Raw genomic sequence first — 18,072 nt, 5'->3', positions numbered from 1 at the left:
CCACGAGAACCACCGCCGCTCGACCTGTCCGCGAAGCACGGCGATCTCATGGCGAAGCGCGAGGATCTCGGCGTTGTTCCCGACGGTCGATCGGCCCGGCTCCGTGACCCGTGGCCGACGGTGCTCTCATTCGGGCCGGGCCGCACCGCCGACCGTGTGCATGTGCCGCAGCCCCTGCCGGTAGGAGTCGAGCAGCCCGGTCTCGGCGTACGGGATCCCCAGATTGCGGCAGTGTTCCCGGACCAGAGGCCGTACGAGCCTGAGGTGGGGCCGGGGCATACTCGGGAACAGGTGATGCTCGATCTGGTAGTTCAGCCCGCCCAGGAACCAGTCCGTGACCGGTCCGCCCCGGACATTCCGCGACGTCAGGACCTGGCGGCGCAGATGGCCCCAGCGCTCGCCCGCCTGGTCAGGCATCTCCATGCCCTTGTGGTTGGGCGCGAAGGCCATTCCCAGGTTCAGCCCGAAGAGCGCCTGATGGAGCAGCGCGAACGCGACGGCCTTGCCCACCGGCAGGCAGGTGAGCAGCAAGGCACCGTAACCGGCAGCGTGCAGCGCCAGCAGCGCGCCCTCGACTGCCCGCTCGCGCACCGGCTGCCGCCGCAGGTCCTGGACACTGCTCACCTTCAGGGCGATGCCTTCGAGCAGCAGCATCGGGAAGAACAGCCAGGCCTGGTGGCGGGTGACCCAGCGGGCGAATCCCCGGCGCACAGCGGCCTGCTCCGCTGTCCACACCAGTGCCCCGGCTCGGACATCCGGGTCCTTGTCGATGTGGTTGGGATTGGCGTGGTGGCGGTTGTGCTTGTCGTTCCACCACCCGTAGCTCATCCCCAGGAGCAGATTGGCGTGGAGGAGTCCGATGGCGCGGTTCGCCCGGCGGCCGACGGCGATCTGAGCGTGCCCGGCATCGTGACCCACGTAGGCGGTGCGGGCGGACAGGATGGCGAGCGGCACGGCCAGCAGCAGCGTCCACCAGCTGTCCCCGGCGATGACGATCCCTGTCACCACGGCCGCCAGGGCGAGGAGGTTCACGGTGATCATCCGCGCGTACCAGCCCCTGCGACGTTCCAGCAGCCCCCGCCCCCTGACCCTCCGCAGCAGAGGAGTGAACTCACTCCCCCGCTGCGCGGCGACGCCGACGGGCGCGGTAGACACAGACGGCGCGGCGGTCTGAGACATGGAGGACTCCGGTCCTGAATCGGCCAACAACGCTCTGACCTGCTTAAACGTACGGACCAGAGGCCATGCGGCGCCATGGCGTCAACACCCCGACCCCACCGGGGGCCAACCCCCGGAACCCGAAGGGGGCCAGCAACACCCCCGGTCCCGACCTCCAGACGACCACCACACCGGAACACCCCAGTCAACCCGCGGACCACTCCTGCGGCGCTGGTGAAGGTGCGCCGGAGCACGGGTCCGGGCGGGCACCGCGACGCCAGCGCTCGTCCACCCGTGTATCACTCAACGTCGACATGCCGCCGGATCCATGCGGCACACACCACCGAAACTAGATTGCGCACGACCCGTCCGGCGGGGTCGGGTGAGATCCGAGGGAGTTGAGCATGTCGACGCAACAGAGCGCACGGGCGGCCCAAGCGACGCCACAGGTGGCGTCGCCTCAGGTGGCGATGACTCTGGCTGGGATCGCGGCGACTGCCGCGACCCCGCGTCCGTCGGAGGAGTCGGTCGCCGAGCAGTGCACCCGGGTCATCCTGGGCATCAACCAGCAACTCGCCGACCCCGGTCTCGCCACCCAGGGCGACTGGAGCCTGCTGTGGGCCGCGCTGAGCGAGGGCAACGCGAACATGGCCTACCTGGCCAAGTCCACCGACGGATCCAACCAGTTCGCCGTGGTGCTGCGCGGCACGGTCGGCAACGTGACCGACCTGCTGGAGGACCTCGACGTCGGCACCGTCGTCCCGTTCACCGCCGTCGGCAAGCCGACGAGCCCGGTCTACGTCTCCAAGGGCGCGATGGAGGCGTTCAGCCAGGTCATGGCCATGAGCGCGGCGGGCCTGACTCTGGTGCAGGCGCTGTCCGGCGCGCTCGCCGCGGCGCCGGCGAACCCGACGGTCCTCGTGATCGGCCACAGCCTCGGCGGCTGCCTGGCCACCATGGTGGCCCCCTACCTGCAGACTCTGACCTGGCCCGGCGCCACCGCCCCGGCGTTCGGCCTCTACACCTTCGCCGCGCCCACCGCGGGCGGCCCGGACTTCGCGAGCTACCTCACCGGCCCCACCCTGTCCTGGGCCGTCAACCAACGCTACGTCAACTGCTACGACGTGGTGCCGCTGGCCTGGACCGGCATCGACACCGCCAAGGGCTGGTACCCGGGCAAGGGCCCGGTGGCCGACGTCGACGCCAAGGCCGTCATCACCGCGATCGCCTCCCTGCCCGGCCCCAACACCTACGCCCAGCCCGGCCCCTGCAGCGAGCTGAACAGCGGTTACGGGGTCAACGACCCGAACCTGCAGCGGAAGTCCCTGCAGGATTTCATGGGCCAAGCCGCCTACCAGCACGCCAACAACACCTACCTGAGCCTGCTCGGCGCCCCCGTCCTGCCCGCGGGCCCGCAGATCACCGGCATCAGCCCCGACACCGGCGGAGCCGGTACCCAGGTCACCCTCACCGGCACCGGCCTCGGCGCCGGCGCCATGGTCGACTTCGGCCCGTTCGCGTGCACGGACGTCACCGTCAGCGGGAGCGGCACCACGATCACCGCCACCGCGCCCGAGGGCGTCGGCGTGACGGCGGTGCGGGTCACCACCTGCCTGGGCACCTCCCCGGCCGTGCTCACCGCCCAGTTCGCCTACGGCGGCCCCTCCCCGGTGCGGGTCACCAGCATCAGCCCGGACTCCGGCACGGCCGGTACCTCCGTGCAGATCACCGGGGTCAACTTCGGCTCCGACGCCGCGGTCTTCTTCGCCGGTGTGCAGGCCACCGGCCCCAGCATCACCCCGCCCGACACGATCGTCGTCGACGCGCCCAAGGGGGTCACCGGCGTCGGCAAGCCCTCGACCGTCAACATCACCGTGGTGTCCAACGGCTATTCCTCCCCGGCCAGCCCCGCCGACGAGTTCGCGTACCCGGATCTGTGACCGCGTGGCCACGAGCGTCCCCGCCCGGGCGGATCGCGTTTTACAGGTTGTTCAAGTAAAAGTTGGCGAGCCGGTCGACGGCGGCGTCGACGTACTCGGGCTCGTCGTACATCTCGTAGTGACCGGCGCCGTCGACCACCATGAGGTCGACCGGGTTGGGTGCCAGCTTCCACAACTGCATGCCGGACTCGTAGGAGCCGGTGTTGCCGATGCGTCCGGCGAGGATGACCTGCAGCGGCTGGGTCATGAGCCGGTCGACCAGGTGATACGCGTCGTAGCCCAGCAGCAGCGAGTCGCTGCGCGAGAGGCGACGGTTCGTGGAGTGTTCGTTCCTGCCCCGCTCGGTGCGGTAGTAGGTGATTGCCTGGGTCGTGTCGATATCGGTCAGCCCGGCTGCTGTGGCTTCCTCCAAGGTGTCGGGCAGCCAGCTCACGCGGGTCGGCTCACCGGAGCGGGTCTCTTCGATGCGCGCGTCGGCCATCGTGTCGAGTGCGGCCGCCGCGCCGTCCGGCTGGAAGCTGCGGAACGACGTGCCTATGTTGGCTGGGACGACGGTGCCGACCGCCTTGATGCGGTGGTCCGTGCGGGCGGTGTGCACTGCGTAGCCTCCGCCGGCGCAGATGCCGAGGATGCCGATGCGCTCGGAGTCGATGCGGGGGATCGTGCTGAGCGTATCGATCGCGTAGGAGATGTCCTCGCCGCGGCGGTAGGGGTCTTCGAGGTCGCGGGGTTCTCCGCCGCTCTGACCTTGATGGGCGGGGTCGAAGACGAGCGCCGCGACGCCGCGGGCGGCAAGACGGGACGCGTAGTTCGCGCCGATCTGCTCCTTCACGCTGCTGCCGGGCGTGGAAAGCACCACGGCGCGCAGCGGCGCCGCGTCGTCGATGCTGTCGGGCAGGTAGAGGTCAGCCGCGAGATCGATCGGTCCGCGCGGGATCGCAATGTGCTGAAGCATCCGATGGCGCCTTTCGCGTCGGTGTTTGTTCCATAACCGTCCAGCACGAAGCACTATCTAGTACAGTTTGGAACTAGTTCAGAACTGTATCATCTGGATAGTTGGAGGGGCTTGCGTGGCGGTTGACGGGGCGCAGCTGTGGACGCTGAACCAGCGTCTGCTGAGCGTCGTGATGAGTGCCTGCGGCGCTGAACTGGCCGAACTCGGGCTGGAGACGAAGGAGTTCTTCGTGCTGGCCGAGGTGGCCGCGTCGCCGTACCCTGCCGAACTCGCGGCGGCGCTGATGATCCCTAAGGCGAGCGTGACGGTCTACGTCCGCAACCTCGCCGAAAAGGGGTTCATACGGCGCGAGATCGACGACGAAGACCTGCGGCGGCATCGGCTCATACTGACCGCCGAGGGCGAGGTGGCGCGGGACCGCGCGCTCTCAGCGCTCGCGGCGGAGTTCGACCGCAGGCTGGCGAGGATTACCCCGCAGGACCGCACCGATCTGCAGCGCATCCTTCTGGAGATGCTCAAGTCGCCAGAATGAGACCATATCGAAGGCACCACCCGCGGTCCGGGAAACGGTCAAGGACCTCCTCGATCCGGTCCCGCTTCGCCTCACGCAGAGCAGCCGGGATCGGGGGTGACGCGCAGCGCGCACCTGCGCGGGCTGCCTGATCTCCCTCGGCGAACAGCACTGTGGGCAGGTCGGACAACGCCTGGATCCGCCCTAACCGAGTGCCGGAGGGGGCTCGGCTGGACGGCGTCCCCAGGCCGAGATCAGCGGCGCGAGTGTCAGGTCGAGTTCGCCCGCGTGGATGGCGGCCAGGTGCGCGTCGATCTCGGCGTCGTCGGACAGGTCGGCCGCGAGCAGCTCGCCGCGCACGTGCTGGATGGTCGCCGCTTCCAGCCGGTCGCAGGCCAGCCCGCCGACCGGGAATGAGCCCGCCGCGGCGACGTCTACCAAGCCGGCCTCACGCAATGCCCGCGGCAGTGTCCGGCCGTAGCGCAGGTCCGCGCCGCGGCGCGTCAGCAGCTCCCGGACCGCGTCGCGCAGCCGGTTGGCCCGCCGCTGCGCAGGGCCGCTGTCGTCCAGGCATGCCAGTGGCTGCAGAGCGGTATCGGCGTCCTCGATCAGCAGCCAGCCGCCGGGCCGTAGCGCTGCCGCCATCGTGGCCAACGCGCGAGCCCGGTCGGGTACATGGACCAGCACGAGCCGGGCGTGCACCAGATCGAACGTCCCCGGCTCCGGGGGCGGATCAGCGGCGACGTCGTGCTGACGCACCTCGTACCCGTCGCCTGCCTTCAGCCACGACGGGGCGATGTCCGTGGCCAGCACGTGCCCGGTCGGACCGACGGCCGCCGCGAGCGCCTCCGGGATACTGGGGCCACCGGCCCCCACTTCCCAGCAGCGCGAGCCAGCCGTGATCCCCAGTCGGTCGAAGTGCCCGCGCGTCACACCGTCGAACAGCTCGGCCAGCCAGATGAATCGCTCGCCCGCCTCGGCGCGCGCGTTGTCCAGCAGGTACCCGCGGGCGGGAGCGGACTCTCCACCGAGCGAGGTAGTCCCGCCTGTCGGATCCGGTCGGCCACCGACGTGCGGCGGGCGGGGTGAGGAGGTCATGACTACATGGTCGGCCTTCCCCGGTCACCAGCGCCACGACGGCGGGAGAGGGATGCCTCACACAGCCAGCGAACTCCGCACGTCCTACAGCACGGTGTCTTCGGCCCCCACAGCCAGCGCACTGACCGGGCTGTCGGCCATGCGGGTTCGACTTCGTACCGGACGCCTTCGATCACGACCTAGAGTCGGGGCCAGCGGATCCAGCAGATGCACGTCCCCGTTCGTGACGGGTGGTACCTCTTCGCGATCAGGCCGTCGCCAGCGTGAACACGGCCGCGCCCGTGGTGTCCAGCGTGGCGTCTCCGCCGCTCAGCAGCGCGGCGTCGTAGCGGGACAGAGACAGCCCGGACACCGTGGTGGGCATGTCCAGCGCCACGACCAGCAGTTGCGCACCGGAAGCTACGGAGAGCGCACGGCGGCCACGGACGATGGCCACGGACACCTGGGCTCGTCCTCGGCGCCACATCACGTTGAGGTTGACGACTTTCCCATCGAGAAGGCGACACGCTGTGGGCGCGTCGCCGCTCAGCTCGTGTGGGACGTAACGGGTGTCGATGAGCCGCGGGTGTCCGTCCACGGTGAGTTCCATCCCCGCCCCCTCCACCATGGTCAGGATGCGGTCGACCTGCCCGAACACGGAGAAGGGGCCATCCGCATCGACATCTGCGAGGCTTACGCGCCAGATGAAGTCGTGCATATCGGCACCGGAAGGGAAGTGTGCGATCTCGCGGGTGGTTCCGCCACCGTTCTTCCAGGCGAGGGCCACATGCTCTGCGGCCGGCAGCAGACGTGTGCGCGCCGGGTCGTCAAGCGGCGTCTCTCGTCGCGTGCCACGGGTGGTCTTCGGCTCGGTGGCGGGTGAGTCGGGCATACGGAGATCCTATGGCGTGGAACGTTGCCGTGGCCTGTCCAACAGCGAGTCCGCAGGCAGCGTCGCCTCGGCCCGCCCCGGGGGCGACGTGCAGGCCCGGCTTTCCTGGAGCGACTGGCACAGGAGGTCCGCCACCAGGGCGGCGGCGTCCGAGAGGGGCTGTACCTCGGGGGTGCACAGGGACATGGCGGTACGCAGGCGGCCGTCGGCGAAGCGGTAGGCGCGTATCTCTTCGGGGGCGAAGTGGGTTCTGGCAGCGGACAGTGGCAGGACCGTGGCGCCGAGGCCGCTCACCACGGCGTCCCGCAGCACCATGCCGGGCTCGACTTCCGCCACGACCGAGCAGTGCAGTCCGGCGGTGTGGAAGGCGGCTTCGGTGATCCGCCGGACGGTGTGCAGTTCGTTCGGCAGGATGAAGCCCAGGCGGCTGGCCTCCTTGAGCGTGACGGTGTCACCGCGGCTCGCTACGGGCGGGATCTTGGCGCTGGTGATCAGGTGGAAGTCCTCCTCCAGGACCTGCTGGACCACCAGGCCCTTCACATAGCCGGGGTCGTAGATGAGGGCCATGTCCACTTGGCCGAGCAGCACCGCCTGGCTCATGACCACCGTCAGGTTCTGGATCAGCTGGAGGTGGATGTTCGGATATCGCTCGCGTACCTTCCGCAGCAGTGGCACGGCCAGGCCCGGCGCCATGCTGTACGAGGCGAGGCCGACGGTCACCAGTCCGGCCGGGGTGTCGTTGCCGGCGTGCAGATCGATCCGTGCGGCCTTTTCGAGGCGGAGGATGCCCTGTGCGTAGCGGTAGAGGGAGCGTCCGGACGGGGTAACCTCCACGCCGCGGCCGGTGCGTTCGAGCAGGCGGGTTTTGACGTCGCTCTCGAGCGCCGAGATGTGCTGGCTGAGCGCCGATTGCGTGATGTGCAGCGAGTCCGCGGCCCGGGTGATGTTGCCGATGTCCACCACCCGGACGAAGTAGGCGAGTCTGCGGGTGTCCATCGCGGTCCTCCTCGCCGGTCGATGCGGTGAACCTACCCTCCGCGGCCGGTCCGGGGAACGGGTGTGCGGGTCGCCCGCGAGACCACCTCGTAGACGGCCGCGTGGTCCGCGCCGCCGAGCCCGGCGTCGAGCAGTTCCTCGAACAAGGCGCCGGTACGTCGCGTCTGCGGCAGTCCGGCGCCCAGTTCGTCGGCGAGTTCTGCCGCGTACCGGACGTCCTTGACCTGGTTGGCCGCGCTTCCGCCGGGGCTGTATTCCCGGTGGAGGATCTTCGTGGCCTTGGCGTCGAGCACGGCACCGGCGGCCAGGCCGCCCTGGAGTACGCGGATCGCTGCTCGCCGTGGAGTCCGGCCCGCCGGGCCAGGTCGAGGGCTTCGGCGACGGACACCAGCGTCGCCGCCACGATCACCTGGTTGCACAGCTTCGCCACCGTGCCCGTTCTGGGCGGGCCCATGTGCTCGACTGTGGTGGCGAAGGTCCGCAGCACCGGCCTCACCAGGGCGTATGCCTCCGGGCTCGCACCGACCATGAGGCTCAGTGTGCCCGCGCGGGCCCCGGCGTCTCCCCCGCTCATCGGCGCGTCGACCAGCGTGACACCGGACCGGCCGAGCCGTTCGGCGAGCCCCCGGACCTTCTCCCGGGACGTGGTGCTGAGCACGACCACATGGGTGGTGCCGTGCTCGGCCCAGCGGCGCACCACCGGGTCGGGCGCGACCGTATCGAAATGGTCGACGTCGGGCAGGACCGACAGCACGATCTTCGCGCGAAGCTCCTCGGGATGTGCGACGGCACGGTCACCGAACGTGTCCGCCGTCGCGCGGGTCCGGTTCCATACCTGGACCGGGAAGCCCGCGCGGGCGAGGTGTCCGGCGACGGGCGCGCCCATCGGGCCGAGGCCGATCACACCGACAGCGGGTCCGTTCACTCCTCGACGACCAGACCCTTGGCCTTCAGCTTCTCCACGAGGCCGTGCACCTCGATCAGCGTCGCGTCGCCGCGGCGGTGCCGCTCCCGGATTCCGGCCTCGTGGTTCTCGCGCCGCTGGCAGAGCCGTACGACTTCTTCCGCCTCCTGCGGATCGATCACGACGATGCCATCGGCGTCGCCGCGCAGGATGTCGCCGGGCCGGACGATGCGGCCGCCGATGGAGATGGGGCGGTTGACCGGGCCCAGGGTTTCCTTGACCGTTCCCTCCATGCAGACGGAGCCGGAGAACACGGGGAAGCCCAGAGTCCGCAGGTCCGCGCTGTCGCGCACACCGGAGTCGGTGACGAACGCGGCCAGTCCCTTGCTCTTGCACGCGGTGGCGAGCACGTCTCCGAAGGAGCCCGCCTGCTCGAACTCCGAACCGGCGACGATCACGACGTCGCCGGGCTGGGCGTAGGAGATCGCGACCTGGACCATGATGTTGTCGCCTGCCTGCGCTTCGACGGTGAAGGCGGGGCCGCAGAACGACATGGCGGGGTCCACGGGCTTCAGCCGGTGCGCCAGCGCGCCCTTGCGGCCCTGTGCCTCGTGGATGGTGGCGGCGGAGAACTGGCCGAGTGCGGCCACCACGTCCGCGGACGGGCGGTCGATCTTGGTACGGACATGAATCATGGCGGGCTTCCCTTCAGACAGCGTTCGGTGGGCTCACTTCTGGGGGTCGGCGGACATCCGCAGCACCGTCTTGGACGACCGGGAGGCGTCCGCCGCGCAGCGGAAGGCCGCCGCGGTGTCGTCGATGCCGAACTCGTGGCTGAGCACCGCGTCGAGCGACGGGTCCGCGGCGAGGACGGCGATGGCGGCGTCGAGTTCGGTGTCGAAGCGCTGCGAGCCGTAGAGGGCGATCTCCTTGGCGATGACGGTCGACATGGCGACCGGCACGGGTTCGCGTGGCAGCATGCCGAGTTGGAGCACGGCGCCGCCGGGTCGCACCGCACTCAGCGCGGTGGCGAGCGAGGGCACGGCGCCCGCGGCCTCGACCACGACGTCGAAGGAGGACTCAGGAACGGAACCTCCGGCGGAGAGGTTCACGGTCTCCCCCGCGCCGACCGCCGCCGCGACCGTGAGCGGGAAGTCCTTGAGGTCGGCGGCGACGATCTGGGCGGCACCGGCGTGCCGGAGTCCGGCGATCGCGAGGGCGCCGATCGGGCCCGCGCCGCTGACCAGTGCCCGTGCGCCCCGTACCCGCTCGCCCAGCTGCGCCACCCCGTGCAGGGCGACGGCCAGCGGTTCGGCGAGCACGGCCCGGCGCAGCGGGAGTCCGTCGGGCAGTGGCCGCAGCTGTCCGGGCGCCACCTCCAGCAGTTCGGCGAAGCCGCCCTGGGTGTGCGGCTGGGTCGAGGCGCTGCCGAGGTAGGTGCCGCCGGGGCGCAGATGCAGTCCGGTGGCGGAGGTGGCGCCGGGCGGCGCGCAGGGTGTCGCCGGGTGGAGCGCGACGGGGGTGCCGACGGCCGGGGCGTCCCGTACGTCCTGGCCGGTCCGCGCGACGACGCCGACCACCTCGTGGCCGAGCACCAGTGGCTCGGTGACGGTGTACGGCCCGTTGCGGCCGTCCGCCGCGTAGTGCAGGTCCGATCCGCAGATGCCTCCGTACACGATGCGCACCGCGACCCGGTCCGGCGCCACCTTGAGGTCGGGCAGCGTGTCCACGCGCAGGTCTCCCGGTCCGTGGACGACGACGGCTTTCATGTGGATGGGCTCCTTTCAGCGGCCGAGGTAGCCGCCGTCGACGGGGATGACCGTCCCGTGGATGAACCGGGCGGCGTCGGAGGCGAGGAAGAGGGCGGCCCCGGCGATGTCCTGCGCCGTGCCCCATCTCCCCGCCGGGATGCGGTCGAGGATCTGGCGGTTGCGGGTCTCGTCGGCGACGAGCGCGGTGTTCATCTCGGTGGCGATGAACCCCGGCGCGATGGCGTTGACCCGTACGCCCTTCGGGGCCCATTCATTGGCCACCGACTTGGTGAACTGCCCGACGGCGCCCTTGGACGCGGCGTACGCGGAGGCCGTGAACCCGCCGGTGAAGGAGAGCATCGACGCCAGGTTGATGATCACCCCCGAGCCGCGTTCGAGCATCGGGCGGCCGAACGCCTGCGTCAGCTCCACCACCGTCCGGACGTTGAGCTGCTGCACCCGGTCCCAGTCCTCGACGGGGAAGTCCTCGACGGGGTGGCGGATGTTGAGCCCCGCGTTGTTGACCAGGATGTCGACCCGGTGGTCCCGCAGCACTTCGGCCGCGGTGGCGCGTACTTGCGCCGGGTCGCCGAGGTCGGCCACCACGGGGACGTAACGCCCCTCGTGGCCGGTGGTCTTGCGGCGGTGGATGCCCACGACGGTGGCGCCGTTGCGCAGATAGAGGTCGGCGATGGCGTGCCCGATGCCGCTGCTGGCTCCGGTGACGACAGCAGTCGTGCCGCTCAGGTCGGCGGTGAACGGAACGTCGTCCACGGTGGTCTCCTCGTCGTGTGTCATGCGATGTGCGACCCGCCGTTGACGTCGTAGGTGACGCCCGTGAGGTAGCCCGCGTGCTCGCTCAGCAGGAAGGCGATGACCGCCGCCACATCGCGTACGGTGCCGATCCGCCCCACGGGCAGCTCCTGGAGCAGCACCGCCTTGCGTTCGTCGGACAGTCGGCCGCCCATGATGTCGGTGTCGATGGAGCCGGGTGCCACGGAGTTGGCGGTGATGCCGTACGGGCCCAGCTCCCGGGCGAGCGTGCGGGCGAAGCCCAGCAGCGCCGCCTTCGAGGCCGAGTACGCGGCGCGCCCGTACACTCCGCCGCCGCGCTCGGCCGAGGCGGACGAGACGTTCACGATGCGGCCGAGCCGGTGCCCGGCCATGATCTGCGCCGCGGCGTGGGTGACGTGGAAGGTGCCGTTGAGGTTGACGTCGATCACCCGGTGCCATTCGGCCTCCGAGACCTCCAGGAACGGTACGGGCGAACTCACCCCGGCGTTGTTGACGAGGCCGACGAGCTGCGGCAGTGCCTCGTTCACCCGGTCCACGGCCGTCCGGACCGCGGCGCGGTCGCGGATGTCCACGCCGAGGCCCAGGCAGGGCACGCCGTGCTCGTTCTGGAGGTGTGTGGCGAGGTCGTGGCATGCCTCCTCGTCCAGGTCGAACACGGCGACCGACCAGCCTTCGGCCGCGAGCCAGGAGGCGGTGGCCCGGCCGATTCCTCGCTCGGAGGCGGCTCCGGTGACGATCGCGGTGCGGTCACGGGGGAATGTCACGGTTCTCCTGTCATTGGGTCGGGGCGGGGTCAGCGGGATCGCGGGAGGATGCGCCGGAGGTAGGCGGCGTTGGTGGCGCCCACGCTGAGGCCGTCGCCGCCGTAGTGCTCGACCACGAACGCGCCGCGGAACCCGTGGGCGATGGCGTAGCGGACGGCGGCGCGGTAGTTCACGATGCCGAGTTCGAGCGGGGTCGGGTGGGTGAGGACGGTGCCGGTGGCGGGGTCCTCCAGGCGCGCGTAGTTCTTGATGTGCCAGTAGTTGGTGCGCGGCGCGGTGACCGAGACCAGGTATTCCCAGGTGTCGATGGGCCGTTGCTGCCGGATGAGGTTGCCGAGGTCGGGGTTGAGCCCCACGGCGTGGTGTCCGATGTCGTCGAGGAAGCGGATCGCCTCGTCGGCGCTGCCCAGGTAGGTGTCCTCGTACAGCTCAAGGGACAGCTCCACACCGACGTCGGCGGCGTGGTCGCCGAGTTCCCGGAACCGGCGTACGGCCAGGTCGCGCACCTCGGGGTCGCCCGGTGCCACGTCCCCCGGCACCGTCCAGAACCACAGCGCCCGCTGCTGCTTCGGGGTCAGGGTGTCGTGGAGTCCGAGGCACACGATGTCCGAGCCGAGGGCGGCGGCCGCGTCGATGGTCCGGTGCGAGAAGGCGAGGTTGCGCTCCCCCCGCTCCGGGTGGATGACGCTCTGCCGGACCACGCCCACCCCGGGCACCGCGAGCCCGGCGTCGTCCAGGACGTCGCCGAGCGCCGTCAGCCGAGTCCGGTCGAGGTCGCCCAGCGGCAGCCAGGCGGTGGACAGCTCCAGGTGGGTGAACCCCTCGTCGACGACGGGCTGGAGGAGGCGGCGCCACTCGTCGGGGTCCAGCTTCTCCACCGGGGTGCCGTCGGCCGCGTGCGGCGGGAACTGGAGCATGGCGGCGGCGATCGGCCATTCCCCGGGCGTGTGGGGCGCGGGGAGCACGGAGGGAACGGCCAGGGACGGCCGCTCGGTGTGCACCGGGGGCACGGGAGACCTATCCAATGCGAAGACCTCCGTTGATGTTGTAGGTCGCGCCGGTGATGTATCCGGCCTCTTCGCCGAAGAGGAACTCGATCAGCGCGGCGACATCACGTGTCGTACCGAGCCGTCCGACCGGCAGTTGCGCCAGGAACGCGGGCTTGCGGTCGTCGGTGATCCGGCCGCCCATGATGTCGGTGTCGATGGTGGCCGGTGCGACCACGTTGACCGTCACTCCGTACGGGGCCACTTCCAGCGCGAGCGCGCGGCTGAACGCCTCCATCGCGCCCTTGGACGCGGCGTAGGTGGACTTGCTGTACGTACCGCCACCGTTCTGCATCGCCGTCGACCCGAGGCTCACCACCCGGCCGTAGCCGCGCTCCGCCATGCCGGGCACGACCCGCTTGCTCACGACGAAGGTGCCGGTGGCGTTGATCCGCAGGACGCGTTCCCACGTGGCGAGGTCCACGTCGAGGAAGGACACCGGTGAGCTGATGCCCGCGATGTTGGCCAGCGCGGCGACGGGCGGCAGTTCCGTCTCGAACGTGGCGACGGCGGTGTCCACGGAGGCGGGGTCGGCGATGTCCGCGGCCACGCCGACCGCCGCGACCCCGTGCTCGGCGCCCAGCGCGGCGGCCACCTTCTCGACCTCCGCGTCGACGTCGAGCAGGCCGAGGCTCCAGCCCGCGGCGGCCAGCCGCGCCGCCAGCGCGCGGCCGATGCCGCGCTCCGACGCCGCTCCGGTGATGACCGCCGTACCGCGGTGTCCAGGGTCGTCCGTCATGTCCTGCCCTTCTCGTCGTCGATTTCGTTCCGGCGCGGCCACGTACCGTCCGGGAAAGGCCCGTTGACCGTCTCGTCGGGCTGCTCGCCGCGGCTGGCCGCGATCAGTGACGCCATCACGCTCGCCGAGACGGCGGCGGTGTACTGGTCCGTCCAGCACAGGGAGTGCGGGGCGAGGGTGACGTTGTCCAGCGCGGTCAGCGGGCTGTCCGCCTTCAGCGGTTCCTCGGTGAACACGTCCAGGCCCGCCCCGGCCAGCCGTCCGTCCGACAGTCGCGCGGTGAGCGCCCCCTCGTCGACCACCACGCCACGCGAGACGTTGATCAGCCGGGCGGTCGGCCGCATCAGCGAGAGTTCACGTTCCCCGATGAGATGTCGCGTACCGGCGTTCGCGGCGACGGTGACCACCACATAGTCGCTCTCCATCAACAGCCCTTCCAGGGAACGGAGTTCGACACCGGCCTCGGCCGCCTCACGACCGCGGTCGCTCCGGTTGTACCCCAGCACCCGCAGTCCCTGCGCACGCACCCGGCGCGCGGTCTCCAGGCCGATGCCGCCGAGTCCGACGATGCCCACCGTCGCGCCGGTCAGCCCGGAGCCGCGCCACGCCCCGCGCTCCGCCCACCGGCCGTCCCGCACCAGGCGGTCCTTGACGACGAGGTGGTGCGACAGCGCGTACAGCAGCGCGATCACGGAGTCGGCCACCGGCCTTCGTACCGCGGCGGCCGTGTTGGTCACCAGCACCCCGCGCCGGGCGCAGGCACCGGTGTCCACGGCGTCGAAGCCCGCGCCGAAGCGCGCGACGTGCCGCAGCCGCCCGTTGCCCGGTATCGACTCGGCCGACACCCGCTCGTGGCCCAGGACGAGGACCGCGTCCGCCTCGTCGAGCTGGTCGGGCCGCAGCTCCTCGACCTCCTCGTCCAGCACCCGCCACGCCAGCCCGGCGTCGGTCAGCCGGGAGAGCCCGATGTCGCCGAAGATGGTCGAACCGTCCGGCTCGGCATAACCCCGTGTGACCACGACCTGATACACCACGGTGGCCTCCCTCACCCGTTCCCGCGGGCTCCGACGGTCGAGAGACCGTCGATCGCCGCGATGTCCGCCGGGTCGAGTACGAGGTCGACGGCGAGCAGGTTTTGCTCCATCCGCTGCCGGTGTGCGGACTTCACGGTCACGGCGACCCGGTGGTGCAGGTTCCAGGCCAGGACGATGTCGCGGGCCGAACGGCCGTACCGCCGCGCGATGTCGGCGAGCAGCGGATGGTCGAGGTCGGTGCTGCGCAGCGGGCTGTGCGCGCTGAGCACCACGCCGCGCCGGCGCAGCATTTGGGCGAAGTCCGCGTCGTAGTCGCCCGGCCCCCACTGCACCTGGTTGACGGCCGGGTACACCCCGGTGGCCTCGTGCAGGGCGTCGATGAGGTCGACGGAGTAGTTGCTGACGCCGATGGCCCGTACGAGTCCCTCGTCGCGGGCGCGGAGGAATTCGCGCCAGCTGGTGACGCCCGGGAAGCCGCCCGGTGGCCAGTGGATCAGCCATAGGTCGAGGTATTCGCAGCCGAGCGCGGCGAGGCTCTCCTCCAGCGTCAGCCGTTCCCGGCCGACCTGGTCGGGCGGCATCTTGGTGGTCACGAACAGGTCGGACCGGGGCAGGCCGGATGCCGTGAGGGCCGCGCCGACGGCCGCTTCGTTGCGGTAGCGGCTGGCGGTGTCCACGAGCCGGTAGCCGACCGAGAGCGCGGTCAGCACGGCCTCGGTGGCCTGGTCGCCGCGCATCGGGTGGGTGCCGAAGCCGAGCAGGGGCATGACGCGGCCGCCCGCGTCGGCAGTGGGCATCCGGCCCGCTCCGGGCTGGAGGGTCGTATCCATGGCGGTTCTCCTCGTTCGGTGGTGGCGGGTCGGTCGGTCAGTGCAGTTCGACCAGCCGCAGCGGGGTCCGCGCCTGGGGGTCGGCGCCCGCGGCGGTCACCACGACGGTCTCCGCCAGCTCGACCGCGCCACCGCCCGGCGCCGCGACCTTCGTCCGTACGCCGAGCACCATGCCGGGCTGGGCGGCCACCGCGCTGTCGCGGGGCAGCGGTGGCGCCGCCGCGGCGCCGCGCAGCGTGACGATCCGGCATGCCGCGGTGTGCCCAGCGGCCTCGCGGTCGAACGCCTCGTAGCCCTCGCGGAGCGGATCGCCCGGCCGCAGGGCGGCCAGCAGCGCGGCCGTCGCGGCGGCGCAGGCGTCCCCGGCGGCGCGCAGTGGGCCGTCGGGCTTGCCGAGTACGGCGCTGGCGGCGGCGTATCCGGCGACGCCCGCCAGGAGGGGGTGCAGGACGTAGCGGACCGGTGTCCCCGCGATCAGCCGGGCGGTGCCGGGGTCGTGGCCGCGGACGGTCACCAGATCCGATCCGGCGGCCCGGTCGGCCGTGCCGTCGCCGCTGTGGAGGCCATCGGTGCTGTCCGTGCCGTACGGGTCGTACCAGCCCAGCAGGCCACCGGCCCGGCGGATCGAGCGGTCGACGTTGCCCGACAGCTCCCGTACGTCCATGCCGACGCACAGGTGGTCCATGACCGCCGTGTAGCCGACGGCGGCGAGTTCGGCGGCCGCGGTGACCGCCGGTAGCTCGTCGGGCTCGTGGCTCGCCAGCTCGGCGAAGAGCAGGTCGGCGGCGGGGCGCAGCCGTATCCCCGCGGGGCCTGCCTGCTCGGCCACCTGCCATGGCGGAGCGGCGTCGACACCGACGGCGCCGTCCGCCACGCCGTCCGTCACGCCACCGGCGTGGAGCGCGGCCGCGATGGCGGTGGTGAGGTCGCCGTCCGCCGCGCTCGCCACCGTGCCGTCGGCGGTGACCAGGACGGCGGCCCCGTCGGCGAGGCCGGGAGCCGACCCGAGGGCGTACCGGCGTCCTGCGGGCGAGGTCAGCAGCAGGGCCGTGAGGCCCGCCTTGTCCATCTGTTCGCGGAGCCGGTCCAGTCCTGCTCCGGCCTGGCTCGTGGCCGCTGTCGCCACGGGACCACCGTCCTTTCGGATGTGCGGGGGTTGTGCGGGGGCGGGTCAGCGCTTGAGCGGTTCGAAGGCCGTCTCGCGGATGCGCAGCGCGGCGAACCCGGCGGCGGCGGAGGTGAGGACGAGGTAGATGGCCGGGATCCAGGTGCTGCCGGTGGCGACGATGAGCGCGGAGACGAGCAGCGGGGCGGCGCCACCGAAGATCGCGGTGCCGATGTTGTAGCCGAAGCCGTACGCCACGGTGCGGATGCGGGTGGGGAACAGCTCGGCGAGCGTCACCTGCATCACGCCGTTGGTTCCGGCGAAACACAGGGCCATGAGGACCGCGCCGACCGTCGCCACGGCGAAGGAGCCCTGCGTCAGCAGCCAGTAGCACGGGAAGCCGATGACGACCATGCCGAACGCCGAGACGGAGAGCATCCTCTTGCGGCCCACCCGGTCGGAGAGCCGTCCGGCGTAGAGCACGGCGAACGTGCCGACGGCCAGCATGATGCCCGTGACGAGCAGGCCCTGCAGGGCCGAGAAGTGCATGTCGTTCTTCATGAACGAGGGCATGTAGATGAACAGGATGAAGTAGCCGGAGCTGTTGAACAGCGGCAGCACGACCGTCATCGCCATCGCGCGGATGTTCTCGCGGGAGGAGAATGCCTCGCGGAGCGGGCTGCGGGTCACCCGGCCCTCCTCCTCGGCCTCGGCGAACTCGGGCGATTCGTCGGCCAGTCGTCGCACGATCAGGCCCACCAGCCCGAGGGGCAGGGCGAGGAGGAACGGCAGCCGCCAGCCCCACGCCTCCATGGACGAGGTGCTGAGTACCGCGGTCAGCAGGGCGGTGAACATGGTGCCGAGCAGCATCGCGACGAACGTGGCGGCGTTGGCGTAGCTGACCACCTGTCCCCGGCGCCCTTCTCCGGCGTGTTCGGCGAGGAAGGAGTTGCCGTTGCCGACCTCGCCGCCCATCGCGAACCCCTGCACGAAGCGCAGCAGCACCAGGGTGATCGGCGCCCAGGCGCCCGCCACGGCGTAGCTGGGCAGCACGCCGACCAGGCCGGTGGACAGGCTCATCAGGACGATGAGCACCAGCAGGACTCGTTTGCGGCCGATCCGGTCGCCCCACGACCCGGCGACCGCGGCGCCCAGCGGGCGGAAGAAGAACGGGATGGCGAAGGCCAGGAACGTCAGGAGGACGCTCGTGGCGGGGGCATCGCTGGGGAAGAACACGACGGCGAGCGTCCCGGCCACGAAGCCGTAGACGGCGTTGTCGTAGAGCTCGATGAAGACGCCGATGAGACCACCGAAGATCGATGCTCTCGTTGCTTTCGTCGTTTCCCTCTTCGGCGCCGGGGACATGGGTACGGCCGGCGGGGCTTCGGAGACCTTGCTGTTCACGAGGACTACCTTTCTCAAGGGTGACGTCATCGTCACCGGAAGGCTGGCCGTCATTGTTTCCTCGTCAGTGGCGGGAAATATACACGGCGGCGCAAGCCAGCTCTCTTTCCTGTTGCGTCATAAGGGGGACTTATGACTGTTGGGGCACCACAGGAATGGGCCGAGGCGGTT

At 70.9% G+C, this 18,072-nt stretch carries 18 protein-coding genes and 1 pseudogene; 2 read left to right on the top strand and 17 right to left on the bottom strand.

Going from position 1 to position 18,072, the window contains the following annotated elements; all coding sequences use genetic code 11:
* Nucleotides 1-126: 126 nt before the first annotated feature.
* Nucleotides 127-1,179 carry a fatty acid desaturase family protein gene (locus ACZ59A_RS38115; RefSeq protein ID WP_470968624.1) on the bottom strand — a complete coding sequence of 351 codons (1,053 nt, stop codon included), beginning with the start codon at nt 1,177-1,179 and terminating at the stop codon, nt 127-129.
* A gap of 383 nt (nt 1,180-1,562) precedes the next feature.
* Here ACZ59A_RS38115 and ACZ59A_RS38110 point away from each other — a divergent pair, with 383 nt between their 5' ends.
* The gene (locus tag ACZ59A_RS38110) at nt 1,563-3,098 is read left to right on the top strand and encodes an IPT/TIG domain-containing protein (protein ID WP_470968621.1); all 1,536 of its coding nucleotides are present in this window, start codon (nt 1,563-1,565) and stop codon (nt 3,096-3,098) included.
* Nucleotides 3,099-3,138: 40 nt separating this feature from the next.
* Here the strand turns inward: ACZ59A_RS38110 and ACZ59A_RS38105 are convergent, their stop codons facing one another.
* Nucleotides 3,139-4,053 (bottom strand): alpha/beta hydrolase, encoded by a 915-nt coding sequence (locus ACZ59A_RS38105; protein ID WP_470968619.1) that lies wholly within the window; start codon nt 4,051-4,053, stop codon nt 3,139-3,141.
* A gap of 115 nt (nt 4,054-4,168) precedes the next feature.
* Here ACZ59A_RS38105 and ACZ59A_RS38100 point away from each other — a divergent pair, with 115 nt between their 5' ends.
* Nucleotides 4,169-4,585 (top strand): MarR family winged helix-turn-helix transcriptional regulator, encoded by a 417-nt coding sequence (locus tag ACZ59A_RS38100; protein WP_470968617.1) that lies wholly within the window; start codon nt 4,169-4,171, stop codon nt 4,583-4,585.
* 183 nt (nt 4,586-4,768) lie between these two features.
* On the opposite strand, the gene ACZ59A_RS38095 is transcribed toward ACZ59A_RS38100, so the two are convergent.
* The 15 genes and pseudogenes from ACZ59A_RS38095 to ACZ59A_RS38025 all read right to left on the bottom strand — a co-directional run bounded on the left by ACZ59A_RS38095 (nt 4,769) and on the right by ACZ59A_RS38025 (nt 17,901).
* A complete protein-coding gene (locus tag ACZ59A_RS38095; protein WP_470968614.1) occupies nt 4,769-5,662 on the bottom strand; it encodes a methyltransferase domain-containing protein in 894 nt (297 codons plus the stop codon).
* Nucleotides 5,663-5,909: 247 nt separating this feature from the next.
* The gene (locus tag ACZ59A_RS38090) at nt 5,910-6,533 is read right to left on the bottom strand and encodes a HutD/Ves family protein (RefSeq protein WP_470968611.1); all 624 of its coding nucleotides are present in this window, start codon (nt 6,531-6,533) and stop codon (nt 5,910-5,912) included.
* A 9-nt stretch (nt 6,534-6,542) separates the two neighbouring features.
* Entirely contained in the window at nt 6,543-7,529 is a 987-nt protein-coding gene (locus ACZ59A_RS38085) for a LysR substrate-binding domain-containing protein (RefSeq protein ID WP_470968608.1), read from the bottom strand.
* 32 nt (nt 7,530-7,561) lie between these two features.
* The gene (locus tag ACZ59A_RS38080; protein ID WP_470968606.1) at nt 7,562-7,948 is read right to left on the bottom strand and encodes an NAD-binding protein; all 387 of its coding nucleotides are present in this window, start codon (nt 7,946-7,948) and stop codon (nt 7,562-7,564) included.
* A gap of 41 nt (nt 7,949-7,989) precedes the next feature.
* Nucleotides 7,990-8,433, bottom strand: a pseudogene (locus ACZ59A_RS38075) (NAD(P)-dependent oxidoreductase); the annotation flags it as partial.
* Nucleotides 8,434-8,450: 17 nt separating this feature from the next.
* The gene (locus ACZ59A_RS38070; RefSeq protein WP_470968603.1) at nt 8,451-9,128 is read right to left on the bottom strand and encodes a 4-carboxy-4-hydroxy-2-oxoadipate aldolase/oxaloacetate decarboxylase; all 678 of its coding nucleotides are present in this window, start codon (nt 9,126-9,128) and stop codon (nt 8,451-8,453) included.
* Nucleotides 9,129-9,161: 33 nt separating this feature from the next.
* On the bottom strand, nt 9,162-10,202 hold the full coding sequence (locus ACZ59A_RS38065; protein ID WP_470968600.1) for an L-idonate 5-dehydrogenase: 1,041 nt from the start codon (nt 10,200-10,202) through the stop codon (nt 9,162-9,164).
* Nucleotides 10,203-10,217: 15 nt separating this feature from the next.
* On the bottom strand, nt 10,218-10,982 hold the full coding sequence (locus ACZ59A_RS38060) for an SDR family NAD(P)-dependent oxidoreductase (protein ID WP_470968597.1): 765 nt from the start codon (nt 10,980-10,982) through the stop codon (nt 10,218-10,220).
* Nucleotides 10,979-11,743 (bottom strand): SDR family NAD(P)-dependent oxidoreductase, encoded by a 765-nt coding sequence (locus tag ACZ59A_RS38055; RefSeq protein ID WP_470968594.1) that lies wholly within the window; start codon nt 11,741-11,743, stop codon nt 10,979-10,981. Before ACZ59A_RS38055 ends, ACZ59A_RS38060 begins: the two co-directional genes overlap by 4 nt.
* Nucleotides 11,744-11,772: 29 nt before the next feature.
* Nucleotides 11,773-12,768 carry a sugar phosphate isomerase/epimerase family protein gene (locus ACZ59A_RS38050; RefSeq protein WP_470968591.1) on the bottom strand — a complete coding sequence of 332 codons (996 nt, stop codon included), beginning with the start codon at nt 12,766-12,768 and terminating at the stop codon, nt 11,773-11,775.
* Nucleotides 12,761-13,528: an SDR family NAD(P)-dependent oxidoreductase gene (locus ACZ59A_RS38045; RefSeq protein ID WP_470968588.1), complete on the bottom strand. Its 768-nt coding sequence runs from the start codon at nt 13,526-13,528 to the stop codon at nt 12,761-12,763. Before ACZ59A_RS38045 ends, ACZ59A_RS38050 begins: the two co-directional genes overlap by 8 nt.
* Nucleotides 13,525-14,562 (bottom strand): NAD(P)-dependent oxidoreductase, encoded by a 1,038-nt coding sequence (locus tag ACZ59A_RS38040; protein WP_470968585.1) that lies wholly within the window; start codon nt 14,560-14,562, stop codon nt 13,525-13,527. Before ACZ59A_RS38040 ends, ACZ59A_RS38045 begins: the two co-directional genes overlap by 4 nt.
* An 11-nt stretch (nt 14,563-14,573) precedes the next feature.
* Entirely contained in the window at nt 14,574-15,392 is an 819-nt protein-coding gene (locus tag ACZ59A_RS38035) for an aldo/keto reductase (protein ID WP_470968583.1), read from the bottom strand.
* Nucleotides 15,393-15,429: 37 nt separating this feature from the next.
* Complete coding sequence (locus ACZ59A_RS38030) at nt 15,430-16,518, bottom strand: M24 family metallopeptidase (protein WP_470968580.1); 1,089 nt, start codon at nt 16,516-16,518, stop codon at nt 15,430-15,432.
* A gap of 45 nt (nt 16,519-16,563) precedes the next feature.
* A complete protein-coding gene (locus ACZ59A_RS38025) occupies nt 16,564-17,901 on the bottom strand; it encodes an MFS transporter (protein ID WP_470968577.1) in 1,338 nt (445 codons plus the stop codon).
* Nucleotides 17,902-18,072: the final 171 nt, after the last annotated feature.

This window comes from Streptomyces sp. NPDC040405, assembly GCF_055595765.1.
The sequence above is the reverse complement of the archived record's forward strand: the minus strand, read 5'-3'. Positions and strand labels throughout refer to the sequence as shown.